This window comes from Agromyces sp. NPDC056389 (assembly GCF_042262385.1).
In the GTDB taxonomy this organism is placed as follows: Bacteria; Actinomycetota; Actinomycetes; order Actinomycetales; family Microbacteriaceae; genus Agromyces.
In genome coordinates, this window is the sequence record NZ_JBHJPN010000001.1 from 17,512 (window position 1) to 42,518 (window position 25,007).

The window sequence follows — 25,007 nt, forward strand, 5'->3', positions numbered from 1 at the left end:
GCGCCGACGGGGTGCCGGCGCAAGAGTGAGGGGCGAATCGGATGAGTGAGCTCGACCGGACTCCACGCTCGCGGTACGACCTCGGGCTGCTGTTCACCGACGGCATGCCCGAGCACGACGACGCAACGGGGTATCGGGGCGCGGTCGCGGCCCGCGCCGCAGGCATCAGCTATCGCCAGCTCGACTACTGGGCCCGCACGCAACTCGTCGAACCCACGGTTCGCAGTGCAGCGGGCTCCGGTTCGCAGCGTCTCTACGGCTTCCGCGACATCCTCGTGTTGAAGCTCGTCAAGCGACTGCTCGACACCGGCATCTCGCTGCAGCAGATCCGCACGGCCGTGACGCAGCTCCGCGAGGCCGGCATCGACGACCTCGCGCAGACGACGCTCATGAGCGACGGTGCGAGCGTCTACCTCTGCACGTCCGACGACGAGGTCATCGACCTCGTCAACCGCGGCCAGGGCGTGTTCGGCATCGCCGTGGGCAAGGTGCTCCGCGAAGTGGAGTCGACGCTCGTCGAGATCGGCACGCAACCGGCCGACCCGATGGACGAACTCGCCGCGCGACGCGGCGCGCGCTCGCGCAAGATCTCCTGAGTCGCGCTCTGCGCGGCCGAGCGGTCCCAGAGACGATCGGCGTGCCCGCGAGCGCCCCGCAGGCACGTCAGATCAGGCGGTAGGACTCGGAGCTTCGAGCGGCAGCCCGGCGAATTCTCCGATGCGGGCCGTGCGCAGCACGCGCTCGAGCAGCTGATCGAAGTTCGCCGACATCTCTTCGGCGCTTTCGCCCGGCCACATGTGCAGGGGCTTCGCGGCGCCCTGCGCCTGCTGCAGCGAGGTGCGCTCGGGCAGCTGCGGGGAGAGCACGAGGGGGCCGAACATGTCGCGCAGCTCCTTGATGCGGAACTGGTGTTCGAGCGACTGCACGCGCGCACGGTTCACGATGATGCCGAGCGGCTGGAGTCGCGGCGAGAGCCCCCGCCGGATCTCCTCGATCGCTCGGAGCGCGCGGTCGGCTGCGGCCACCGAGAAGAGCCCGGGCTCGGTCACGACGGCGACGCGGTCGCTCGCGGCCCACGCAGTGCGGGTCAGCGCGTTCAGCGACGGTGCGCAGTCGATGAGCACGAGTTCGTAGTCGGCCTCGACATTGGCGAGCGCCTCCTCGAGCTTCCAGATGTCGCGGATCGACGGATGGGGACCGTCGAAGTTGATCGCCGACGGGCTGCCGATCATGACGTCGATCGTCGACTGCGGGTTGGAACGGGCCCATCCGCTCGGCGCGATCGCCGAGCGCACGATCTTCTCCTTGGGGGAGGCGAGCACATCTGCGACGTTGAGGTGGCCGGCGACCTGGATGTCCATGCCGGTCGAGACGTCGGATTGCGGGTCGAGGTCGACCACGAGGGTACGGACGCCGCGGGCGAACGCCGCCGACGCCAGTCCGAGGGTGACGGTGGTCTTCCCGACACCGCCCTTCAGAGAACTGACGCTGAGTACGTGCACGGCAGATACGTTACCTTTACTACTCGGGCGATACCTAAACGTTCGCTGTGCGGAATCCAGTCTGAAAGGTCTGCATGTTCACGAAGATCCTGGTTGCCAACCGCGGCGAGATCGCCATTCGAGCGTTCCGAGCCGCCGTCGAACTCGGTGCGAAGACGGTCGCGGTGTATCCGTTCGAAGACCGCAACTCCCTGCACCGGCTGAAGGCCGACGAGGCGTACCAGATCGGTGAGCCGGGTCATCCGGTGCGCGCGTACCTCGACGTCGCGGAGATCATCCGCGTGGCGCAGCTGTCCGGCGCCGACGCGATCTACCCGGGTTATGGATTCCTCTCCGAGAACCCCGAACTCGCGCAGGCGGCTGAAGCCGCGGGCATCACCTTCATCGGCCCGCCCAAGCGCGTGCTCGAGATGGCGGGCAACAAGGTCACCGCGAAGGAGCACGCGATCGCCGCCGGCGTGCCGGTGCTGAAGTCGACGCCGCCCTCGCGCGACATCGAAGAGCTCGTGTCCCAGGCCGACGAGGTCGGCTTCCCGATCTTCGCCAAGGCGGTCGCCGGCGGCGGCGGTCGCGGCATGCGTCGCGTGGCGGCGAAGGAAGACCTTCGCGCAGCCCTCGAAGAGGCCATGCGCGAGGCCGACAGCGCCTTCGGCGACCCGACCATGTTCCTCGAGCAGGCCGTGCTGCGGCCCCGTCACATCGAGGTCCAGGTGCTCGCCGACGCCTCGGGAGAGACCGTGCACCTCTTCGAGCGCGACTGCTCGGTGCAGCGCCGCCACCAGAAGGTCATCGAGATCGCTCCGGCCCCGAACCTCTCCGACGACGTGCGCCAGTCGCTCTACCGGGATGCGATCGCGTTCGCCAAGTCGATCGGGTACGTCAACGCCGGCACGGTCGAGTTCCTCCTCGACACCGCGGGCGAGCGTGCCGGCGAGCACGTGTTCATCGAGATGAACCCGCGCATCCAGGTCGAGCACACGGTCACCGAAGAGGTCACCGACGTCGACCTCGTCGTCTCCCAGATCCGCATCGCCGCGGGGGAGTCGCTCGCCGAGCTCGGTCTGCAGCAGGATTCGATCCGGCTCCGCGGTGCCGCACTCCAGTGCCGCATCACGACCGAGGACCCGACCGCCGGGTTCCGCCCCGACACGGGCAAGATCACGACCTACCGGTCGCCGGGCGGCGCGGGCATCCGCCTCGACGGCGGCACGATCAACCCGGGCGCCCAGATCAGCCCGCACTTCGACTCGATGCTCGCCAAGCTCACGTGCCGCGGCCGCGACTACCCGGCCGCGGTCGCTCGCGCGAAGCGTGCTCTCGCCGAGTTCCGCATCCGCGGCGTCTCGACGAACATCCCCTTCCTGCAGGCCGTGCTCGAAGACCCGGCGTTCGTCGCCGGCGACCTCAGCACCTCGTTCATCGATGAGCGTCCGCAGCTGCTGCGTGGACGCGTCTCGAAGGACCGCGGCACCAAGATCCTCAACTGGCTCGCGGACGTCACGGTGAACCAGCCGAACGGACCGGCTCCGACGACCGTCAGCCCGGCCGAGAAGCTGCCGGTGATCGACCTCTCGGCTCCGGCTCCGGCAGGCTCGCGCCAGCGCCTCCTCGAGCTCGGCCCGACCGGCTTCGCGGCGGCGCTCCGCGCCCAGACGCCGCTCGCCGTGACCGAGACCACATTCCGCGACGCGCACCAGTCGCTGCTCGCGACCCGAGTGCGCACGCGCGATCTCGTTGCCGTCGCACCGTACGTCGCGCGCATGACCCCCGAGCTCCTCTCGGTCGAGGCGTGGGGCGGCGCGACGTACGACGTCGCCCTCCGCTTCCTCGGCGAAGACCCGTGGGATCGCCTCGCCGCCCTTCGCGAGGCCCTGCCGAACATCAACATCCAGATGCTCCTCCGCGGGCGCAACACGGTCGGCTACACGCCGTACCCGACCGAGGTGACCGACGCGTTCGTGCGCGAGGCGGCTGCGACGGGTGTCGACATCTTCCGCATCTTCGACGCGCTGAACGACGTCTCGCAGATGCGACCGGCGATCGACTCGGTGCTCTCGACCGGCCATGCGGTGGCCGAGGTTGCGTTGTGTTACACGGGCGATCTGCTCGATCCGGCCGAAGATCTCTACACGCTCGACTACTACCTCAGGCTCGCCGATCAGATCGTCGGGGCGGGCGCGCACGTGCTCGCGATCAAGGACATGGCGGGTCTCCTGCGGCCCACGGCTGCTGAGAAGCTCGTGAGCGCCCTGCGCGAGCGATTCGACGTTCCCGTGCACCTGCACACCCACGACACCGCCGGCGGCCAGCTGGCGACGCTCCTCGCCGCGAGTCGGGCCGGCGTCGACGCCGTCGACGTCGCGAGCGCGCCGATGGCGGGCACCACGAGCCAGCCCTCCGCCTCGTCGCTCGTCGCCGCGCTCGCGCACACCGAGCGCGACACGGGCATCTCGCTCGACGCCGTCTCCGACCTCGAGCCGTACTGGGAGGCCGTGCGCCGCTTGTACCGCCCGTTCGAGTCGGGCCTGCCGGGCCCGACTGGTCGTGTGTACCACCACGAGATCCCCGGTGGTCAGCTGTCGAACCTGCGCCAGCAGGCGATCGCCCTCGGCCTCGCCGACGACTTCGAGCTCATCGAGGACATGTACGCCGCGGCCGACCGCATCCTCGGCCGCGTGCCGAAGGTCACGCCGTCGTCGAAGGTCGTGGGCGACCTCGCCCTGCACCTCGCCGCCGTCAAGGCCGACCCCGACGACTTCGCGGCGAACCCCGAGAAGTACGACGTGCCCGATTCGGTCATCGGCTTCATGGCCGGTGAGCTGGGCGACCTGCCCGGCGGGTGGCCCGAGCCGTTCCGCACGAAGGTGCTCGCAGGCAAAGACGTCCGCATCGGTGTGACCGAGCTCACGGCCGAGCAGCGCGAAGCCCTCGAAGCCGACAGCACGACGCGTCGTGCGATGCTGAACGCGCTCCTGTTCCCTGCACCGACCCGCCAGTACGAGCAGATCCGCGAACTGTTCGGCGACCTGTCGGTCGTCGACACCGCCGACTACCTGTACGGACTCCGGCAGGGTGCGGAGCACGTCGTCGAGATCGCGACCGGAGTGCGGCTCTACGCCGGGCTCGAGGCGATCGGCGAGGCCGACGACAAGGGCATGCGCACGGTCATGACGATCCTGAACGGCCAGCTCCGCCCGGTCTTCGTCCGCGACCGCTCCATCGTCGTCGAGACCCGCACGGCCGAGAAGGCGGATGCCTCCCAGCCCGGGCAGATCGCTGCGCCGTTCTCCGGCGTCGTGACGCTGCAGGTCGAAGCGGGCACCGAGATCGCGGCCGGCCAGAGCGTCGCCTCCATCGAGGCGATGAAGATGGAGGCCGCCATCACCTCGCCGGTCGCAGGCGTCGTCGAGCGTGTCGCGATCCCCAAGACGCAGCAGGTCGAGGCGGGCGACCTGCTCGTCGTGGTGCGCCCTCGCTAGGCGATGCACCCTCGCTCGGCGGTTCGCCCGCGCTAGGCTGGGTAGCGGTTGGCACTGATGAGGAGGGGTATCGGTGACTGAAGACGATTTCAACGACGGCGTCGCGGCGCGTCGAGGCTCGGGAGCAGGCACGTCCGCACTCGACCGCGCTCGCAGGTCGGCGGCGTCCGGTGCGCATTCGGCAGACGACGCGGCGGCGAACCCGAGCGTTCGCGTCGACCTGCCACCGGCACCGGTGCACGAGATGCCCGACGACGAGGTGGCGGTGGCCATCGACGACGTCGCGGTCAACCCCGGCAGTCTCGTCGGCGGCGGCACGAGCACCACGTCGGTCGAGGTCATCACCCCGGCTCTTGCCGGTGCAGGCTATCGAGGGGCGTCGCGGCGGGAACCGTCGCCCTACAGTGCGCTGCTCGCCTCCGACGCGACGAAGACGCGGCGAGAGCGCGTGAGCACCGATACGGGCAGCCATGTCGCGATCGTCGACGTCCCGGGCGAGCCCGCACTGCCCGCCGAGGTGCCCGAGACGGCTGATTCGCTCACCGCCGACCGGCTCATCGACCTGAACCGCACGACCCGTCCGGCACCGCAGGGCGGCTTCAACCGACTCGTCTACGAGGCCTCTCTCCACCTCGTGAACCTCGGCGACTCGCCGAAGGTGCAGGCGTACAAGGCCATGAGCCAGCGCATCCAGCGACGGTTCGAGGGGGGCGCGCGGTTCGTGCCCGTGCTCACGCGCAAGGGCGGCGTCGGCAAGACGACGATCACCGCGCTCCTGGGCATGGCTCTCGCCGACGCTCGCGACGATCGCATCATCGCGATCGACGCGAACCCCGACCGGGGCACGCTCGCCGAGCGCGTCGACCGGCAGACTCGTGAGACGGTGCGCGACGTCGTGGCGAAGGCCTCGTCGATCGGCGGCTACACCGACTTCTCGCGATTCGTCTCACGCGACGAGACGCGCCTCGACATCCTCGCGTCCGACACCGATCCGACGCTCTCCGAGGCGTTCGACGACAACGACTACAACGTCGTCGCCGGCCTCGCCGCCCGGTACTACTCGATCGTGCTCACCGACTGCGGCACCGGCATCGTGCACTCCGTCATGCGGGCGACGCTGCAGCGCGCGGATTCCGTCGTGATCGTCTCGGGCGGCAGCGTCGACGAGGCACGGCTCGCGTCGGAGACGCTCACCTGGCTCGAAGCGAACGGCTACGGCGAACTCGTGCGCAACGCGGTCGTCGCGATCAACCTCGCCACGCAGGGCACGCACCTCGTGAAGGTCGACGAGATCGAAGCGCACTTCCAATCCAGGGTGCGCGAGATCGTGCGCATCCCATACGACCCCCAGCTCGCCGCAGGTTCCGTCGTGAACTGGCACGAGCTGCGACCCGTCACCCAGCACGCGGCTCGAGAGCTCGCGGCGCTCGTGGTGGAAGGCATGCCCGCCGAGCGCGAGCACTGAAACGGAGAACCCTTGCCGGAACGCCCCATTCGCCTGTTCGGCGACCCTGTCTTGAAGACCGTCTCCGCCCCCGTCGAACAGGTCGACGATCGCGTGCGCGGTCTCGTGGCCGATCTGCTCGACAGCGTCAGGCTGCCCGGCCGCGCCGGCGTCGCGGCATCCCAGATCGGCGTGAACCTGCGCGCCTTCAGTTACAACGTCGACGGCGAAGTCGGGTACATCCTGAACCCCGAGCTCGAGGTCACGGGTGAGAAGGAACTGATCGACGAGGGATGTCTCTCGGTGCCCGGCCTCTGGCACAAGACGCCGCGGCATCCGTTCGCGCGTGTGCGCGGCATCGACCTCGACGGCAACGAGATCGAGCTCTCGGGCACCGGGCTCATGGCCCAGGCCCTCCAGCACGAGACCGATCACCTCGACGGGCTGCTCTATCTCGACCGCCTCGAGAAGGACGAGCGCCGACTCGCCATGAAAGAGGTGCGGGAGTCGGACTGGTTCTGACACCCCATGGCATGACGAAGGCCCCGCGGAAACCGCGGGGCCTTCGTCATGTTCGGGCTGCTCAGTGCACGATCGAGTGGCCCTCGGTCGCCGGCGCTCCGGAGTACATCGCCTCGATGTTCGGGCTGAAGTCCTCGAGGATGATGTTGCGCTTGATGCTGAGCTTCGGCGTCAGGTGGCCGCTGGCTTCGGTGAGCTCGGTCGCGAGGATGGTGAACTTGCGGATCGACTCCGCACGCGACACCGTCTCGTTCGCCGCGTCGATGGCCCGCTGCACCTCGGCGAGCACCGCGGGATTGACCGTGGCCTCGTCGACCGTCATGCCGGCGTCTTCACCGTTGTTGTTGAGCCACACCGGGAGCATCTCGGGGTCGAGCGTGATGAGCGCCGAGATGAACGGCTTCTTGTCGCCGACCACGACGACCTGGCCGACGAGCGGGTTCGCACGGATGGGGTCTTCGAGCGCGGCGGGGGAGACGTTCTTGCCTCCGGCCGTGACGATGATCTCCTTCTTGCGACCGGTGATGGTGAGGAAGCCGTCGGCGTCGAAGGAGCCGAGGTCACCCGTCTTGAACCATTCGCCGTCGAACGCCTCGGCCGTCGCCTCGGGGTTCTTCCAGTACTCCTTGAAGACGTCGATGCCCTTGATCTGGACCTCGCCGTCGTCGGCGAGCCGCACCGAGACACCCGGAAGGGTGGGGCCGACGGTGCCGATCTTCGACTTGCTCGCCAGGTTCACCGTTGCGGGCGCCGTCGACTCCGTGAGGCCGTAGCCCTCGAGGATCGTGATGCCGAGCGCGTGGTAGAAGTGACCGAGGCGCGGACCGAGCGGCGCAGAGCCCGAGACGGCGTACTTGACGTTGCCGCCCATGGCCGCGCGGAGCTTCGACAGCACGAGCGCGTCGAGCACCTTGAACTTGAGCTTGAGACCGAGGGGCACCGAGCCGGCCTCCTTCGCCATGGAGTACGCCACGGCGGTCTCGGCGGCCGCACGGAAGATCTTGCCCTTGCCGCCGGCCTCCGCCTTCTGCTCGGAGGCGTTGTAGACCTTCTCGAACACTCGAGGCACTGCGAGGAGGAAGGTCGGCTTGAAGCTCGCGAGCGAGGGCAGGAGCTGCTTCGTGTCGGCCTGGTGGCCGACGCGCACGCCGGCGTGCACGGAGAGGACCGCGATGAAGCGGGCGAACACGTGCGCGGTCGTGATGAAGAGGAGCGTGGAGGCGCCGTTGGGGTCGAGCACGACCTCGTCGAGTGCGACCGCGGCGTTGCGGGAGAGCTCGACGAAGTTCGAGTGCGTCAGGACGCAGCCCTTGGGCTTGCCGGTCGAGCCGGAGGTGTAGATGAGCGTCGCGATGTCGGAGCCGACGGCGAGGTTGCGACGTCGCTCGATCTCTTCGTCGGTCACGTCGGTGCCGCCCGCGACGAGCTTGTCGAGGTCGCCGAGGTCGATCTGCCAGACGCCGCGGATGGCGGGAAGGTCGGGGTGGACCTCGTCGAACCGGGCGAAGTGGTCGGGGGTCTCGACGATGACGCCGATGGCACCCGAGTCGCTCAGGTTCCACCGCACCTGCGAGGGGGAGCTCGTCTCGTAGATCGGCACGAGCACGGCACCCGCGAACCAGGTGGCGAAGTCGATCAGGGTCCACTCGTACCGGGTCTTGCACATCAGGCCGATCTTGTCGCCGGGCTGGATGCCGGCGGCGACCAGACCCTTCGCGAGGGCGATCACCTGGTCGTAGAACTCCTTGGTGGTGACCGGCGACCAGCCGCCGTCGGCGGTGGGAAGCGAGAACAGTACGGAGTCGGGGGTCGCGGCGACGCGGTCGACGAGCAGGTCGGTGGTGTTCGCTTCTGGGTCAGCTGCGACCACGGGTGGGGTAGCGAATTCGATCACGGTAGCTCCTTCGGCACCGGGAGGGTTGCACGCGGCTCGGGCACCAGCGCGAACCTCGGCATTGGGGTCGATTACACTCTAGTCGTTGCTCACGGCCGCCCCAGGTCTCAGCTCCATCACGCTTCGTCCCCCTTCTGAAAGGCAGCCTTCCGGTGCATGCGATCGGTATCGACATCGGTGGAACGAAGATCGCCGGCGCGATCGTCGACCAGCTCGGCAACATCGTCGCGAGCGAGCGCGTGCCGACGCCCGCAGGCGACGCGACGCTCCTCGAAGACGCGGTCGTGCAGATGATCGAATCGCTCCGCGCTCGCGCAGCAGAGGAGATCGTCGCGATCGGCGTGGCGGCGGCGGGCTTCGTCGATGCCGCCCAGTCCACCGTCTACTACGCGCCCAACATCGACTGGCGCAACGAACCCTTCCGCGAGAAGCTCGAGGCGCGGGTCGGTACGACCGTCGTCGTCGACAACGACGCCAATGCGGCGGGTTGGGCCGAGTTCCGGTTCGGCGCGGGCCGCCTCGTGAGCGACATGGTCATGCTGACGATCGGCACCGGGGTCGGCGGCGCGATCGTCGCCGGCGACCGCCTGTTCAGAGGCGGCTTCGGAGCAGGAGCGGAGCTCGGTCACCTTCGCGTCGTTCCCGACGGCCTCGCGTGCGGGTGCGGCCAGCGCGGATGCATCGAGCAGTACGGCTCGGGTCGGGCGCTGCTGCGCATGGCGAACGAGATCGCCGACGCCGGTGGCATCGGCCAGGGCCTGGCGCGCGTGCGAGCCGAGCACGGCGAACTCGACGGCCGACTCGTGGGCGAGCTGATCGCTTCGGGCGATGCCGGCGCGATCGCGGCCGTGCGGCAGCTCGGCCACTGGCTCGGCCAGGCCGCCGCGAGCCTCTCCGCCGTGCTCGATCCGCAGCGCTTCGTCTTCGGCGGCGGCGTCGCCGTCGCCGGCGAGCTCCTGCTCGAGCCGATCCGCGCCGCCTATCTCGAGCACCTGCCCGCCCGCGGCTATCACCCCGAGCCCGATTTCGTGATCGCCGAACTCGTCAACGACGCCGGTGTGGTCGGCGCGGCCGACCTCGCTCGCGTGTGGGTCGCCGAGCACGCCTGAGCCGCGCGACGCTAGGCTGAGTCGGTGCTGCAGAGGGAAGGAGGTTCACGTTGTTCTACTGGATCATGAAGAACCTCGTGATCGGCCCGATCCTCCTCTCGATCTTCCGGCCGTGGGTCGTCGGCCTCGAGAACGTGCCGAAAGAGGGCGCGGTCGTGCTCGCATCGAACCACCTCTCGTTCATCGACTCGATCTTCCTGCCGCTCATCGTCGACCGTCCCGTGGTCTTCCTCGCCAAGAGCGAGTACTTCACGGGCAAGGGGCTGAAGGGCTGGGCGACGAAGGTCTTCTTCCAGGCCGCGGGCCAGCTGCCGATCGACCGTTCCGGCGGCAAGGCGTCTGAAGCATCGCTCGAGACCGGTCTCCGGGTGCTCGGCGAGGGCAAGATCCTCGGCATCTATCCCGAGGGCACCCGCAGCCCCGACGGCAAGCTCTACCGAGGCCGCACGGGTGTCGCACGCATGGTGCTCGAAGCGGGCGTACCCGTGATCCCGGTCGCGATGATCGGCACCGAGCACGTCATGCCGATCGGCTCGCGCCTGCCGAAGGTGCGGCGCATCGGCATCATCCTCGGCGAACCGGTCGACTTCAGCCGGTTCGAGGGGCTCGAGGGTGACCGGTTCGTGTTGCGTTCCGTGACGGACGAGCTCGTCTACGACCTCCGCGGCCTGAGCGGCCAGGAATACGTCGACGTCTACGCCAGTTCGGTGAAGGAGAAGCGCGCCTCGCAATCGCGATAGGCTCGGTTCTGCGGGGACGCGACGTGCGTCGCCGTTTCTCTTTTCGGCGCCAAGCGCGCCCCGAACCCTCAGGACGTTCCCCGTGGTACAGCTCGTCGAGCCGGTCGTGAATGCAGATCCCTCCGTGATTGCCGGCCTCGACTATTGGCGCACCCTCCCCATCAAGCAGCAGCCCACGTGGCCCGACGTCGAAGCTGCGCACGCGGCATCCGCTGAGCTCGCGACCCTGCCGCCGCTCGTCTTCGCGGGCGAGGTCGACATCCTCCGCGACCGGCTGGCCGCCGCGTCGCGTGGCGAGGCGTTCCTGCTGCAGGGCGGCGACTGCGCCGAGACCTTCGCCGGTGCCACGGCCGACCAGATCCGCAACCGTGTGAAGACGGTGCTGCAGATGGCGGTCGTGCTCACCTACGGCGCCTCGATGCCGGTCGTGAAGATGGGCCGCATGGCGGGCCAGTTCGCCAAGCCCCGCTCGAGCGACACCGAGACCCGCGGCGACGTCACGCTGCCGGCCTACCGCGGCGACATCGTGAACGGCTACGACTTCACCCCCGAGTCGCGTGCAGCCGATCCCGCACGGCTCATCAAGGGCTACCACACGGCGGCGTCGACGCTGAACCTCATCCGGGCGTTCACGCAGGGCGGGTTCGCAGACCTCCGTCAGGTGCACTCCTGGAACCAGGGCTTCGCGGCGAACCCGGCGAACGCCCGCTACGAGAACATGGCTCGCGAGATCGATCGCGCGATCAAGTTCATGGAGGCCTGCGGCGCCGACTTCGAGGCGATCAAGCACACCGAGTTCTACACGGGCCACGAGGGTCTGCTCATGGACTACGAGCGGCCGATGACCCGTATCGACTCGCGCACGGGCACGCCGTACGACACGTCGAGCCACTTCATCTGGATCGGCGAGCGCACCCGCGAGCTCGACGGCGCGCACGTCGACTTCCTCTCGCGCGTGCGCAACCCGATCGGCGTGAAGCTCGGCCCGACGACGACGCCCGAGACGATGCTCGAGCTCGTCGAGAAGCTCGACCCCGAGCGCGAGCCGGGCCGACTCACGTTCATCACGCGCATGGGCGCCGGCAAGATCCGCGATGCGCTGCCGCCCCTGCTCGAGGCGATCAAGGCGAGCGACGCCAACCCGCTGTGGGTCACCGATCCCATGCACGGCAACGGCATCACGACGCCCAACGGCTACAAGACGCGTCGTTTCGACGACGTCGTCGACGAGGTCAAGGGCTTCTTCGAGGCGCACCGCGATGCCGGCACCCACCCGGGCGGCATCCACGTCGAGCTCACGGGCGACGACGTCACCGAGTGCCTCGGCGGTTCCGAGCACATCGATGAAGAGACGCTGGCCACCCGCTACGAGTCGCTCTGCGACCCGCGGCTGAACCACTTGCAGTCCCTCGAGCTCGCGTTCCTCGTGGCCGAGGAGCTCGCGGCACGCTGACTCGAGCAGAAGCGGGGCATCCGGCTCGGATGCCCCGCTTCTGCATTCCCGTCGTCGGCAACACAGCGAGAAACGACGGCATCCTCGAGGACGTGAGGGTGATGTCGTGCGAAGCTCGGCAGCGCGCGGCGCCGCGTCGTGCAGCTCGTCTCGGCCCGGCTCAGCCGAAGTTGACGTTGACCTTCGAGCCGCGCTTGAGCTTCGTGCCGGCGGCAGGATCCTGAACGGACGCGATGACCGCGCCTTCGAGGAAGGCCGGCACATTCGAGCCGACCTCGAATTCGAGCGCCTCGAGCTGCGCCCGCGCCGCGGCCACGGTCTGTCCGGTGATGACGTTCGGCACCTCGACGAGGTCTTGGCCCTTCGACATGATGAGCGTCAGCGTGTCACCCGGGCGCACGGGATCGCTCGTCGCCGACTGCGAGAGCACGAGATCCGCCGCGATGTCATCGCTGAATTCGGGTTCGCCGTAGGCGACCTGGAGTTCGACGGCGGCGAGTGCCGCCTCCGCATCGGAGGCGGACAGGCCGACGACATCGGGAATCGGGCCGGCGGAGACGACGAGCGTGAGTTCTCCGAGCTCGGCGTACTCCGCGCCGACGGAGCTGCCTTCGACATCGAGCACGTCGAGGACCGTGTCGGCCGGCACATCTGCAGAGAACTGCAGCACGTTCGGCTCGACCACGGTGAAGTCGTTCAGTGCTGCACGGGCATCGGCCGACGGCGAACCGCGCACCTCGGGTACCGCGAGGATGCTCGGTCCCTTCGAGACGAAGAGCGTCACGGTCGAGCCGCGCTGGGCCTGCTCGCCGCCTGCGGGGTCGGTGCCCGACACCTGACCCGCGGGCACGACCGGGTCGTTGCGCTCGGCGGGTTCGACCGAGAACCCGGCCTCTTCGAGGACGTCCGTCGCAGCAGCGGGCGTGAACGTCGCCGTCTCGGGCACCGAGACGAGGGCGCCGGGACCGGCTCCGAAGTACCAGCCGGTGCCGGCGGCGAGACCGGTCAGCAGGAGCACGAGGGCGACGATCCAGTAGCCGCGGCGCTTGCGGCGTTCGGCGCTCTTCGCGAGCGCCTCGGTGTCGTCGCCGTCGGATGCCTCGAGCGTCGACGTGGCGGAAGGCGCCCCGCCTGCGCCGAGCACGCGTGTCTCGGCGGTCGCCGCAGCGACCGGAAGCGCCCCCCCGGGCAGCACCATCGTCGCCTGCGTGTGCAGCGGACGGTGCGAGGATCGGATGGACGGCTCGGCCTCGCGCAGTCGCTCGAGCATCTCGCGGGCGTCGTTCGGGCGAGCCTCGGGGTCGCGGTTGGTGGCCCACAGCACGAGTTCGTCGAGCTCGACCGGAACCGCGGGGTTCTTCGAGCTCGGGGTCGGAACCTGGTCGTTGGCGTGCTGGTAGGCGATCGCCATCGGCGCCTCGCCGACGTAGGGCTGCTCACCGGTGAGCATCTCGTACATCATGATGCCGACGGCGTATATGTCGCTGCGGGCATCCGCCACCCCGCGGGTGACGAGCTCGGGGGAGAGGTAGGCGATCGTGCCGAGCAGTGCCTGGCCTGTCGCCGTGTTGGCGCTCGCGGCGCGCGCGAGGCCGAAGTCGCCGAGCTTGATGCGGCCGTCGTCGGCGAGCAGCACGTTCTCGGGCTTCAGGTCGCGGTGCACGATGCCGGCCTTGTGCGCGGCGGCGAGGCCGGCGAGCACGGCGTCCATGATGTCGACGGTCTGCTCGGGGGTGAGCTTCTTGTAGTCCTTCAGCAGCTCACGCAGGGTGATGCCCGGCAGGTACTCCATGACGAGATACGCCATGTCGGCGTCTTGACCCTGGTCGAAGACGTTCACGACGTTCGGGTGCGCGAGTCGTGCGGCCGAGCGGGCCTCCTGCACGAACCGGGTCTTGAAGGTGTTGTCGTCGGCGAGGTGACCGTGCATGATCTTGATCGCGACGCGGCGCTCGAGGCGCAGGTCCGTCGCGAGGTACACCGTCGCCATGCCGCCCCGGGCGATTCGGGAGCGCACCTGATAGCGGCCGTCGATGAGACGGCCGATCATGGGGTCGACGGGCGCAGTGGTCACTCTGAGAGTCTACGAAGAGCTATATGCCGTAACCGTTGCAAACGCCGACGGCGCGCCGATCGCAACCCCATCGTGATCCGGGGAGGCCCGCTCAGCCCAGTTCCGAGAGCCACGCCCGCGCGGATGTCTCCCACTTCGCGTAGTGGTCGGGGTGGGCGCTCAACTGCACGGCCTGCGCGGCCTGGGCGAGGGTGAGCGCCTCCCACCCGGGAATGTCGAGCAGCCCGCGCGTGCGTCCGGCGTTGGGGTTCGCTGCGCCGCCATAGAACGCCGTTGCGGATCGCACCGGGTCGAGCACCTCCTCGACGGTGCCCCAGCCCTGGCTCGGGCGCTGCTGGAACAGCCCGAGCGAGTCGAGATCTCCGTACTCGGGATTCTTCAGGCCCGACTCCTGTGCGGCGGCGGCGAGGGCGATGACGATGCCCTGGTCGGGCACGCCGAGTGCGCGCCCGACGTCCACGATGATGCTCGCGTTGCCGCGCATCTCTTCAGTGAGTGCGACGCTCACCGAAGCGACGGTGACGACGGCGACCGGTCGTGCCACTCGCAGCACCTGGCCGGCGCGGATCACCGCGGCGGGCTCGAGGCCGTTGATCGCGACGAGTTCGGCGACCTCGAGGTCGTGCCGCACGGCGATGTCCCAGAGGGTGTCGCCGTCGACGACGGTGTACTCCTCGGCGTTCGGCGTGGGCGGAACCGGCGCGGGCGCGGGCGGTGCCACGGCCTCCGCGCCGCCGGGAGGCAGCACGATCGACTGTCCCGGGAAGATCAGGCTCTGGCGACTCAGACCGTTCGCGCTCAGCATCTGGTCGAGTGCGACCCCGTACGCGGCGGCGATGCCGCTCATGGTGTCGCCGGCGACGACGGTATGACGGGGGAGTTCGGCGGCGACCGGCACCGGCGCAGGGGCGGCGACGCCCCCGGGCAATGCCAGACGTTGCCCGGCGAAGATCAGGCTCGACCAGCCGAGCCCGTTGAGCGCCAGGACGTCGGCGGTGGCCACGCCGTACCGTTCTGCGATGCTGCTCACGGTGTCGCCGTCGGCCACGGTGACCTCCGCGGGCACGGCCCCGGTCGATGCGGGCGCCGACGCCGTGTTCCGGGCGGGTCCGTCGTTCGCGGCCTTCGCCTTGGGCATGCGCTTGGCCGACTGCGGCGCCGCCTCGGCGGGCTGTGCGATGCCGAGCGTGACGGCGATGGTCGAGACGACGGCGAGCGGCAGCGTGATCAGGCGGCGGATGCCCCGGCGCCGATCGTTCGCCTCGCGCGCCTGCCGACGAGGATGGTCGACGTCTCCGTTCGCAGTCTCGGCGTCATACATCATCGTTGCCCCCTTACGCCCGGCATGGTGCTCCCGGCCCCCGCGGCAACCGTCGCATAGCGATATGGGGGAGTCAAACACCTCCCCGCGAGTCTCGTGAAGCGGTCGGCGGGAGGGCGCAGGGGCGTGTCGTCATCGATGGTTCCGCAAGATGCCCGGCTCGTGGCAGTCTTGACACGTGACCGATGCTGCCGAAACCGAATGGCTGACCGTTCCCGATCTCGTCGAGATGCTCGGGCAGAGCCCGAGCCGCATTCGTCGACTCATCGACGACCGCCACCTGCTCGCCGCCCGCGTCGATGGGGTGCTCAAGGTGCCCGCGGTGTTCCTGCGCGACGACGCCCCGTTGCCCGAGCTGTACGGCACGGCGAACGTGCTCGCCGACAACGGCTTCACCGACGAAGAGGCGCTCGAGTGGATGCTCGCCGAGGAGGACAGCCTCGGCACCTCGCCGATCGCCGCGCTGCTCGCCGGGCGCAAGGCCGAGGTTCGCCGAGTGGCGCAGGCGCTCGCCTGATCCGCCGACGGGCGACGTCCGCCGTCGGGCGATCGCCTGAAGTGCTCGGAGCGTCAGCTCGTGCGGCGAGTGACCGCCCGCGCGAGTGAGCCGAGTTCCGCCCGGGCGTCCCTGCTGATCGGCGCCGCCTCGAGCGCTGTCGCGGCCGTGTCGACGTTCGCGGTGATGAGGGCCTCGACCTCGTCGACGGCACCGCACTCGCGGATCGTCTGCTGCAGCATCCTGACCTGTTCGGGTGCGAGGTCGGGATCTCCGAGGAGTTCGTCGAGCAGTCGGCGCTGGCCGGGCGCGAGTCGCTCGCGGGCGATCGCGATGAGCATCGTGCGCTTGCCTTCGCGGAGGTCGTCCCCGCTCGGCTTTCCGGTGACCTCGGGGTCGCCGAACACGCCGAGCAGGTCGTCACGGAGCTGGTACGCGATGCCGAGCGGCAGGCCGAATGCGCGAAGCGAGTCGAACTGCGCCGTCGAGGCGCCGGCGATGGCGCCGCCGATCACGAGCGGAGCCTCGATGCTGTACTTGGCGGACTTGTAGACGATCACGCGCTCGGCACGGAGCCGCTGCTCGGACTCGGCCTGGCTCCGCCACGCGCGCTCCTCGAGGATGTCGAGGTACTGACCGGCGGTTACCTCGGTGCGCATGCGCATGAACTCCGAGCGAGCCATGCGTGCCGCGTCGCGGTCGGGGAGCGCCGCGAGCCCCTCGTCGAGCAATTCATCGCTCCAGCCGAGCAACAGGTCGCCGAGGAGGATCGCCGAAGCGCGGCCGAACTCGGGCGCCGAGCCCGCCCAGCCGGAATCCGCATGCAGCTGCTCGAAGAGACGGTGTCCGGACGGGGCGCCTCTGCGGGTGTCGGAGTTGTCGATGATGTCGTCGTGCAGCAGCGCCGCCGCGTGGAAGAGCTCGAGAGCGGATGCCGCAGACACCACGGGGAACTTGTCCCGTCCGCCCTCCGGGGCGAACGGATCGAAACCCCGCCCGCCGACGGCTTCCCAGCCCCAGTAGCAGAACAGCGCCCGGAAGCGTTTGCCTCCGCTGAGAAATCGCCTTGAGAACGCATCGAGCGGTGCGAGGTCGGGGCTGATCTCGCGGAGAATGGAAGTGCGTTCGGCGAGGAAACCCTCGATGCGTTCGTGCACCATATCGACCAGTCGGGAACCGTGAGCCACCCGCCTAGCCTAGCGAGGCTGAGCAGGGCTAGAATGGACTCGGATGCGTCGATCCCGAGCCTGAGGGGAATGAGATGCCGCTTTCAGAGCAGGAGCAACGTCTTCTCGAGGAGATGGAGCGGAACCTCTATCGCAATGACGCCGACTTCGTGCAAGCGGTCGGCGGTGTTCGTGGTCGACGACCGAACTACCGGGCCATCGTGCTCGGAGTGCTGTTGGCCGTCGCCGGTGCAGGTGCCCTCATCGCGGGCGTCGCATCGCAGCTCCTCATCGTCGGAGTCATCGGCTTCGCGCTCATGTTCGCAGGAGTGCTCGTCGCGATCACCCCATCCAAACGCGGCGCCGCGGCAGCCGCCCCCTCCGAGCCCTCGACGGCCGGCCGTCGAGGTCGCGCCGCTTCGGGCGGCAGCTTCATGGACCGCATGAACGAACGTTGGGACCGCCGCCAGGACGGCCAGGGCTGATCCCTCCACTTCGCACCACCTGAACGGGTCGATCTTCGGATCGGCCCGTTTTTTCGTGCGCGCGCTGAGGCGATCGGGCCGGTGACCGTGGTCTCGGCGCGCCATCCGCTGCCCTGAATCGCTGAGATCGGGCTCGATTCGTCGATTCCGATCCCGGTTCCTCCACTCCGCTCCACCAGTCCGATCCCAGTGTTCACAGGGAACTCGAAGCCCGCAACACGCCAAAACGAGCGAATGTCGTTGATCGGTGGATGAGAGTGGAGTAAAGTGGGGTTACCTGGATTCTGGCCGGAGGAAAGGGGGTGGTGCGGTGTTCCTCGGTAGCTACGAACCAAAGCTCGATGAGAAAGGCCGCGTCATTCTTCCGGCGAAGTTCCGGGAGGAGCTCTCGAGCGGCCTCGTGCTCACGCGCGGGCAGGAGCACTGCATCTACGTGTTCAGTGCGCGGGAGTTCGAGAACATGAGCGACAAGATCCGCCAAGCCCCGGTAACGAGCAAGCAGGCGCGCGACTACATGCGCGTCTTCCTCTCGGGGGCTTCCGCGGAGACCCCCGACAAGCAGCATCGCGTCACCATCCCCGCCACGCTCCGCGCGTATGCGGGCCTCGACCGCGACCTCACGGTCATCGGAACGGGCAGCCGGGTGGAGATCTGGGACGCGACGGCATGGGCGAGCTACCTCGCCGAGCAAGAGGCGGCCTTCGCGGACACGGCGGAGGAGGTGATCCCCGGACTCTTCTAGTCCTCGGGCTCCGACTCCCAGCCGGCCGCGCCTGGTGCACTTCCCCGCATCAGGACGAACGGATGGGGATCGGAACCCGAGGCCACGAAGGCAAGGCGGAATCATGGACATCGAACGCATTCACACACCGGTCATGCTCGAGCGCACGCTCGAACTCCTGGCCCCCGCCCTCGAGGGCGACGGTGCCGTGATGGTCGACGCGACCCTCGGCATGGGCGGCCACACGGCCGCGTTCCTCGAGCGGTTCCCGAAACTCACCGTCGTCGGCCTCGATCGCGACACCGACGCGCTCGGCATCGCGCGGGAACGCCTCGCGAAGTTCGGCGACCGTGCACGGTTCGTGCACACGGTCTACGACGGCATCATCGAGGCCGTTCGCGGCGAGGGCTTCCGCGAGGTGCAGGGCGTGCTCTTCGACCTCGGCGTCTCGTCCCTCCAGTTGGACCGCGCCGAGCGCGGCTTCGCCTACTCGAAGGATGCGCCGCTCGACATGCGGATGGACGTCACGAGCGGACGCACGGCAGCCGAGGTGATCGCTGAGGAGAGCGAAGACGAACTCCGCCGCATCTTCCTCGACTACGGCGAGGAGAAGCTCGCCGCCAGGTACGCCCGGGCGATCGTCCGGGCAAGAGCCGAATCGCCGATCACGCGCTCGGCCGAGCTCGTCGCGGTCATCCAGGCGGCGACGCCGGTCGCGGTGCAGCGTCAGGGGCACCCTGCGAAGCGCGTGTTCCAGGCGCTTCGCATCGAGGTCAACGAAGAGCTCTCGGTGCTCGAGCGGGCGATGCCCGCGGCGCTCGACACGATCGCCGTCGGCGGTCGCATCGTCGTGCTGGCCTACCAGTCGCTCGAAGACCGCATCGTGAAGCGTTCGCTCGCCGCGGCGTCGAGTTCGTCGGCTCCGGCCGGCCTGCCGATGGAGCTGCCCGAGCACCGGCCCGAGTTCAAGCTCCTGGTGCGGGGCGCCGAACTCGCGAGCGAAGACGAACAGGCGGAGAACCCGCGGGCCAAGCCCGTGCGGCTCCGAGCCGCGGAGCGCGTGCGGAGGGCATCATGAGCGCAGTGCAGGCTCAGTCCGTCCCCGCGCCACGGCGGGTCGGTCCCGAGCGTCCGCAGCGGCGGCTCCGCCCCGCACCCGAGCGAGCCACCCGGACGAAGCCGAGACTCGCCTATGCGGTCATCGCGCTGGGCGGCGTCGCGGTCATCATCGTGGCGCAGCTGCTGCTCTCGATCGCGGTGACGCAGGGTGCGTATGAGATCGACGCGCTGCAGATGCAGCAGACCACGCTGACCCGTGACGAGCAGAAGCTCTCCGAAGACCTCGACCGCGTCGAATCGCCCCAGTTCCTCGCCACCAAGGCGGAGGGACTCGGGATGGTGCCGAACTCCGACCCGGTTTACCTCCGGCTCTCGGACGGTGCCGTGCTCGGCCAGCCGACGGCGGCCGAGGGCGGGGCCGGGGCATCAGCTCCGCTCGTCCCGAATGCGTTGATCGACGGCGTGCCGCTCGGCGACCAGCCGCAGGCGGGGGAGACTCCGACCGAGGGAACTCCCGGTCAGGTCGAGGGTGCCGCACCCGAGACTCCGACCGGGACACCCGACGGTGGGCTTCCGACGCCCGCCACGCACTGACCGATCGATCGCTTGCAAGGACCGACTCGATGAATCGAACCAGCCGTCACCCGATGCGGCGGATCCTGCTCTCCGCCGCCGTGCTGGTCGCACTGGTCGGCGTCTTCGTCGTGCGCCTCGTCGACATCCAGATCGTGCGCGCGGCCGAGCTGAACGAACAGGCCCAGGAGGCGCGCTCCGAGCCGGTCACCGTGTACGGGGCGCGTGGCGACATCGTCGACGTGAACGGCAAGGTGCTCGCCGACAGCGTCATGCGCTACGACATCGCGCTGTCGCCCAAGCAGGCGTCCAAGGGGCCGGTCGCACGCGAAGTGGCCGACCCCGACGACCCCGAGAAGACGAGGAAGGTCGACGTCCCGCTCGAGCAGGTCGCGGCCGAGCTCGGCGCGGTCGTCGGACTCACGGGCGATCAGGTGCAGGGCATCATCAGCGCGGCTCTGGCAGAAGACCCGGATTCCGACTTCGCGTACGTGGCCAAGCTCGTCGACACCGAGACGTACGAGAAGGTGAAGGCGCTCGGGATCCCGTGGGTCGAGCCGTATCAGCACCCCAGCCGGCGCTACCCGAACGGAGCCGTGGCCGGCAACCTCGTGGGCTGGGTCGGTGAGGACGGGGACCCGCTCGCGGGCCTCGAACTCTCGGAAGACCAGTGCCTCGCGAGTGAGGACGGAAAGGTCAGCTACCTGCACAGCCTGCAGGACTGGGTGCGGATCCCCGGCACCGAGATCGTGCACAAGCAGGCGCACGACGGCGGCACGCTGAAGCTGACGATCGACACCGACCTGCAGTGGGCCGTGCAGCGCATCGCCGAGGCCCGTGTGCAGGAGACCGGAGCCGAATGGGCGACGGTCACCGTCATGGAGGCGAAGACCGGACGACTCCTGGCGGTCGCCGATGTGCCGACGGTCGATCCGAACGATCCGGCGGCGATCGACGAGGAGGATCGCGGATCGCGCTCGTTCACCGCACCGTTCGAACCGGGGTCGACGTTCAAGGCGCTCACCGCGGCCTCCGTCATCAACGCAGGTCTCGCCGACCCGTTCAGCAAGATCGTCGCCCCGTACCGGATCATCTTCCCGAACGGCGCGAACGTCAACGACAGCTCGCGTCATGACGATCAGAACCTCACGCTCACGGGCGTGCTCATCGAATCGTCGAACACCGGGATGTCGCAGTTCGGCGAGCTGATGACCGATCGGGCACGCTACGACGACATGCTGAAGTTCGGACTCGGCGCCACGACCGAGGTCGGTTTCCCGGCGGAGGAGCCCGGCGACCTGCACGGCGACCCCGACGAGGACTGGGACAACCAGACCAAGTACGCAACGATGTTCGGTCAGGGCCTGACCACGACGGCGGTGCAGATCGCGAGCGTCTACCAGACCATCGCGAACGGCGGAGTGCGCATGCCCGTCACTCTCGTCGACGGCTGCGTCAGCGATGACGGCACGGCGACGGCCGCACCGACGCAGGGGGAACGCGTGATCTCGGAAGAGGCCGCGAACGAGACGAGCCAGATGCTCGAGCGCGTCTACCAGGACGCCTGGCTCTCGGACGAATGGAACATTCCGGGCTACCGGGTCGCCGCGAAGACCGGCACCGCCCAGTTCCCCGACGGCAACGGCGGCTATCGCAAGGAGTACCTCGTCTCGGTCTCGGGCTTCGCCCCGGCCGACGATCCGCAGTTCGTCGTTTCGGTGAGCATCATGAATCCCGTTAAGATGAATTCGTCCGCCGCATCCGCTCCCGTCTTCCAAGAGGTGATGAGCCAGGTGCTGAAGAAGTACCGGACCGTTCCATCCGGCGCCCAGGCGCCCGAGCTGCCAGCAACCTGGTGAGAAAGTTGGGTTCGTGACCGGATCGCCTCTCACGGCTCTCCGGCCGAAGCACCCGAGTCCTCGATCGCTTTCCGGCCTCGCCGAAGCGTTCGGATTCGCCGTGCTCGGCGAGATCGACGGTCTCGAGGTGACCGGCGCGGGGCTCTCCTCGAAGACCGTGCAGCCCGGCGACCTCTACGTCGGAGTTCCCGGCCGCAACGCCCACGGTGCCGACTTCGCCGCCGCCGCCCGCGAATCGGGCGCCGTCGCGCTGCTGACCGACCCGGCCGGCGCGGACCGCGCTGCCCGAGCGGGCCTGCCGATCCTCGTGACCGACGACGTGCGCGCCGCACTCGGCGACGTCGCGGCCTGGATCCATGGAACCGCCGACAACCCCGCCACGATGTTCGCGGTCACCGGTACCAACGGCAAGACGAGCGTCGTGTACCTGCTCTACGGCATGCTCCGCCAGCTCGGCGTCACCGCAGGGCTCACCTCGACCGCCGAGCGCCGCATCGGCGACGAGGCCGTCACGAGCTCGCTGACCACCCCCGAGGCGAGCGAACTGCATGCGCTCCTCGCCCGGATGCGCGAGGTCGATGTGCGCGCCGTCGGTATCGAGGTGTCGGCTCAGGCGCTCTCCCGCCACCGCGTCGACGGCCTCGTCTTCGACGTCGTCGGGTTCACGAACCTCACGCACGACCACCTCGACGACTACGCCTCGATGGACGAGTACTTCGAAGCGAAGCGCGACCTCTTCCAGCCCGAACGCGCTCGGCGCGGCGTGGTCACCGTCGACTCCGAGTGGGGCCGGCGCCTCCTCGCGGAGTCGGGAATCCCGGTGACGACGCTCACCTCGATCGACGGCGTCGAGGCCGACTGGCGCATCACGGTGCTCGAAGAAGGCGCCGACCACACCTCGTTCCTGCTCGAGGGGCCCGGCGGTCGGCGTCTCGAGACACGTGTGCCGCTCCTCGGCTGGTACATGGCCGCGAACGCCGCCCTCGCGATCGTCATGCTCGTCGAGGCCGGGTACGACCTCGACCGCATCGCCGAGGCGCTCGAGCGCGACGGAGGCGTCGACGCGTACATCCCCGGCCGCGCAGAGCGCATCTCGGGCGACCGCGGCCCGGTCGTCTACATCGACTACGGCCACAGCCCCGACGCGTTCCTGCAGACGCTCGGTGCGATCCGTCGCTCGACCGACGGGCGCATCATCATGGTGTTCGGCGCCGACGGCGACCGCGACACCACGAAGCGCGGCGAGATGGGTGCAATCGCGGCACGAGGTGCCGATGCGGTCGTCATCACCGACTTCCACCCCCGGTTCGAAGACCCGGCCTCGATCCGCGCCGCGCTCATCGCGGGCGCACGCGAGGCGGTCCCCGACCGCGAGATCCACGAGATCGCAGATCCGCGCGAGGCGTTCCGCGTCGCGCTCGCCCTCGCGGGCGAAGGCGACGCGATCCTCTACGCCGGCCCCGGCCATGAGGACTACCACGAAGTGAAGGGCGTCAAGATCTCGTATTCCGCCAGAGACGATTCCCGGCAGGCACTGCGCGACGCGGGGTGGCTCGCATGATCGCCCTGACGCTGGCCGAGATCGCCTCGGCCGTCGATGGCATGCTCCGACTCGACGGCACGGCGGCGGCCGACGACACCGTGATCGACGGCGTCGTGACGACCGACTCGCGCGAGGTCGAGCCCGGCGGCGTCTTCGTCGCCAAGCGCGGCGAGTTCGACGACGGCCACCGCTTCGCGCCCACCGCCGCCGAGCGGGGCGCCGCACTGCTGATCGTCGAGCATGCGCTCGACCTGGCGGTGCCCCAGATCATCGTCGCCGATTCGGTCGACGCCCTCGGCGCCCTCGCGACCGAGGTCGTGCGGCGGGTACGCGCACTCGGTCGCCTCCGCATCGTCGGCGTGACCGGCTCCAACGGCAAGACGACCACGAAGAACCTCCTCCGCACCGTGCTCGAGCAGGTCGGCCCGACCGTCGCAGCGCGCGCCTCGTTCAACAACGAGGTGGGTGCGCCGATCACGATGCTCGAGCTCACGAACGACACCGAGTTCCTCGTCGCCGAGATGGGCGCCTCCGGCGTCGGCGAGATCGCGCGCCTCGTGCGCATGGCCAGGCCCGACGTCGGCATCGTGCTGAAGGTGGGGCTCGCCCATGCCGGCGAGTTCGGCGGCATCGAGCAGACCGTGCGCGCCAAGTCCGAGATGGTCACCGACCTCCTCGAGACGGATGTCGCGGTGCTGAACTCCGACGACCCCCGCGTGGTGCCCATGGCGGGACTCACGCCGGCGCGCGTCGTCTGGTTCGGCTTCGGCGAGTCCGCCGATGTCCGCGCCACCGACATCCGCGCCCATGCCCGCGGCACCGAGTTCACCGTGACGATCGCCGGTGGCGAGACCGCGCACGTGCGCTTCTCGGTCCTGGGGGAGCACCACGTCATGAACGCACTCGCGGCGATCGCGGCATCCGTCGAACTCGGCGTCCCTCTCGCGTCGGTCGTCGCCGCGCTCGAGCAGGTGACCCTCGCCGAACGCTGGCGCATGCAGGTCATGGGCGGTCGCGACGGCGTCACCATCATCAACGACGCGTACAACGCGAGCCCAGACTCGATGTCGGCGGCGCTCAAGACGCTCGCACAGGTGAAGAACCCCGAGGCCCGCACGATCGCGGTGCTCGGAGAGATGAGCGAGCTCGGCGAGTTCTCGGGCGAGGAGCACGACCGGATCGGCCTGCTCGCAGTGCGACTCGGCATCTCGCAGCTCGTCGTGGTGGGGGCGGGCGCGCGTCGCCTGCACATCACGGCGATCAACGAGGGCTCATGGGACGGCGAATCCGCGTTCGTCGAGTCCGCCGACGAGGCCTTCGACCTCGTCACGTCGTCGGTGCGCCCCGGCGACACGGTATTGGTGAAATCGTCCAACTCGGCGGGTCTCCGCCTGCTGGGCGACCGACTGGGAGAATGGTTCGCATGAGCGGCGGGGCAGCACTGATGATCCGCCTGCTGGGCGACCGACTGGGAGAGTGGTTCGCATGAGCGGCGGGGCAGCACTGATGATCCGCCTGCTGGGCGACCGACTGGGAGAATGGTTCGCATGAGCGGCGGGGCAGCACT

General features: G+C 69.1%; 20 protein-coding genes. 15 read left to right on the forward strand and 5 right to left on the reverse strand.

Annotated elements, in window-relative coordinates; genetic code table 11:
- Positions 1-41: 41 nt before the first annotated feature.
- On the forward strand, positions 42-596 hold the full coding sequence (locus ACFCVM_RS00125; protein ID WP_375832498.1) for a MerR family transcriptional regulator: 555 nt from the start codon (positions 42-44) through the stop codon (positions 594-596).
- 72 nt (positions 597-668) lie between these two features.
- Here ACFCVM_RS00125 and ACFCVM_RS00130 read toward each other — a convergent pair whose 3' ends face one another.
- Positions 669-1,502: a ParA family protein gene (locus tag ACFCVM_RS00130; RefSeq protein WP_375832500.1), complete on the reverse strand. Its 834-nt coding sequence runs from the start codon at positions 1,500-1,502 to the stop codon at positions 669-671.
- Between the two features lie 74 nt (positions 1,503-1,576).
- On the opposite strand from ACFCVM_RS00130, the gene ACFCVM_RS00135 reads away from it, so the two are divergent.
- The 3 genes from ACFCVM_RS00135 (at position 1,577) to def (ending at position 6,947) form a co-directional block, all read left to right on the forward strand.
- Positions 1,577-4,981, forward strand: a complete 3,405-nt coding sequence (locus ACFCVM_RS00135) for a pyruvate carboxylase (RefSeq protein WP_375832502.1) — start codon at positions 1,577-1,579, stop codon at positions 4,979-4,981.
- 73 nt (positions 4,982-5,054) lie between these two features.
- A complete protein-coding gene (locus ACFCVM_RS00140) occupies positions 5,055-6,446 on the forward strand; it encodes a MinD/ParA family protein (protein WP_375832504.1) in 1,392 nt (463 codons plus the stop codon).
- Between the two features lie 12 nt (positions 6,447-6,458).
- Positions 6,459-6,947, forward strand: a complete 489-nt coding sequence (def, locus tag ACFCVM_RS00145; RefSeq protein ID WP_375832506.1) for a peptide deformylase — start codon at positions 6,459-6,461, stop codon at positions 6,945-6,947.
- Between the two features lie 61 nt (positions 6,948-7,008).
- Here def and ACFCVM_RS00150 read toward each other — a convergent pair whose 3' ends face one another.
- Entirely contained in the window at positions 7,009-8,841 is a 1,833-nt protein-coding gene (locus ACFCVM_RS00150) for an AMP-dependent synthetase/ligase (RefSeq protein WP_375832508.1), read from the reverse strand.
- A 152-nt stretch (positions 8,842-8,993) separates the two neighbouring features.
- Here ACFCVM_RS00150 and ACFCVM_RS00155 point away from each other — a divergent pair, with 152 nt between their 5' ends.
- From ACFCVM_RS00155 to ACFCVM_RS00165, 3 genes are all read left to right on the forward strand, one after another.
- Entirely contained in the window at positions 8,994-9,950 is a 957-nt protein-coding gene (locus ACFCVM_RS00155) for an ROK family glucokinase (RefSeq protein ID WP_375832510.1), read from the forward strand.
- A gap of 50 nt (positions 9,951-10,000) precedes the next feature.
- Positions 10,001-10,690: a 1-acyl-sn-glycerol-3-phosphate acyltransferase gene (locus ACFCVM_RS00160; RefSeq protein WP_056008212.1), complete on the forward strand. Its 690-nt coding sequence runs from the start codon at positions 10,001-10,003 to the stop codon at positions 10,688-10,690.
- A 124-nt stretch (positions 10,691-10,814) separates the two neighbouring features.
- The gene (locus ACFCVM_RS00165; protein ID WP_375836604.1) at positions 10,815-12,143 is read left to right on the forward strand and encodes a class II 3-deoxy-7-phosphoheptulonate synthase; all 1,329 of its coding nucleotides are present in this window, start codon (positions 10,815-10,817) and stop codon (positions 12,141-12,143) included.
- Positions 12,144-12,303: 160 nt separating this feature from the next.
- Here the strand turns inward: ACFCVM_RS00165 and pknB are convergent, their stop codons facing one another.
- Together pknB and ACFCVM_RS00175 are read right to left on the reverse strand one after the other, a co-directional pair.
- Positions 12,304-14,217, reverse strand: coding sequence for a Stk1 family PASTA domain-containing Ser/Thr kinase (pknB, locus tag ACFCVM_RS00170; protein WP_375832512.1), 1,914 nt, complete (start codon positions 14,215-14,217; stop codon positions 12,304-12,306).
- A 91-nt stretch (positions 14,218-14,308) separates the two neighbouring features.
- Positions 14,309-15,541: a LysM peptidoglycan-binding domain-containing protein gene (locus tag ACFCVM_RS00175; protein ID WP_375832514.1), complete on the reverse strand. Its 1,233-nt coding sequence runs from the start codon at positions 15,539-15,541 to the stop codon at positions 14,309-14,311.
- Positions 15,542-15,716: 175 nt separating this feature from the next.
- Between ACFCVM_RS00175 and ACFCVM_RS00180 the strand changes: the two genes are divergently transcribed.
- Positions 15,717-16,055 (forward strand): Rv2175c family DNA-binding protein, encoded by a 339-nt coding sequence (locus ACFCVM_RS00180; RefSeq protein ID WP_375832516.1) that lies wholly within the window; start codon positions 15,717-15,719, stop codon positions 16,053-16,055.
- Positions 16,056-16,108: 53 nt separating this feature from the next.
- Here ACFCVM_RS00180 and ACFCVM_RS00185 read toward each other — a convergent pair whose 3' ends face one another.
- Entirely contained in the window at positions 16,109-17,221 is a 1,113-nt protein-coding gene (locus ACFCVM_RS00185; protein WP_375832518.1) for a polyprenyl synthetase family protein, read from the reverse strand.
- 74 nt (positions 17,222-17,295) lie between these two features.
- On the opposite strand from ACFCVM_RS00185, the gene ACFCVM_RS00190 reads away from it, so the two are divergent.
- The 7 genes from ACFCVM_RS00190 (at position 17,296) to murF (ending at position 24,867) form a co-directional block, all read left to right on the forward strand.
- Entirely contained in the window at positions 17,296-17,685 is a 390-nt protein-coding gene (locus ACFCVM_RS00190) for a DUF3040 domain-containing protein (protein WP_375832520.1), read from the forward strand.
- Between the two features lie 310 nt (positions 17,686-17,995).
- Positions 17,996-18,427, forward strand: a complete 432-nt coding sequence (gene mraZ, locus ACFCVM_RS00195; protein ID WP_139418416.1) for a division/cell wall cluster transcriptional repressor MraZ — start codon at positions 17,996-17,998, stop codon at positions 18,425-18,427.
- Positions 18,428-18,530: 103 nt separating this feature from the next.
- The gene (gene rsmH / locus ACFCVM_RS00200; RefSeq protein ID WP_375832522.1) at positions 18,531-19,484 is read left to right on the forward strand and encodes a 16S rRNA (cytosine(1402)-N(4))-methyltransferase RsmH; all 954 of its coding nucleotides are present in this window, start codon (positions 18,531-18,533) and stop codon (positions 19,482-19,484) included.
- Positions 19,481-20,059 (forward strand): hypothetical protein, encoded by a 579-nt coding sequence (locus ACFCVM_RS00205; protein WP_375832524.1) that lies wholly within the window; start codon positions 19,481-19,483, stop codon positions 20,057-20,059. The genes rsmH and ACFCVM_RS00205 overlap by 4 nt, the downstream gene beginning before the upstream one ends.
- A gap of 29 nt (positions 20,060-20,088) precedes the next feature.
- The gene (locus tag ACFCVM_RS00210) at positions 20,089-21,897 is read left to right on the forward strand and encodes a peptidoglycan D,D-transpeptidase FtsI family protein (protein ID WP_375832526.1); all 1,809 of its coding nucleotides are present in this window, start codon (positions 20,089-20,091) and stop codon (positions 21,895-21,897) included.
- Positions 21,898-21,910: 13 nt separating this feature from the next.
- The gene (locus ACFCVM_RS00215) at positions 21,911-23,458 is read left to right on the forward strand and encodes a Mur ligase family protein (RefSeq protein ID WP_375832528.1); all 1,548 of its coding nucleotides are present in this window, start codon (positions 21,911-21,913) and stop codon (positions 23,456-23,458) included.
- Positions 23,455-24,867, forward strand: coding sequence for a UDP-N-acetylmuramoyl-tripeptide--D-alanyl-D-alanine ligase (gene murF / locus ACFCVM_RS00220; RefSeq protein WP_375832530.1), 1,413 nt, complete (start codon positions 23,455-23,457; stop codon positions 24,865-24,867). The genes ACFCVM_RS00215 and murF overlap by 4 nt, the downstream gene beginning before the upstream one ends.
- The last annotated feature ends 140 nt before the right edge of the window (positions 24,868-25,007 follow it).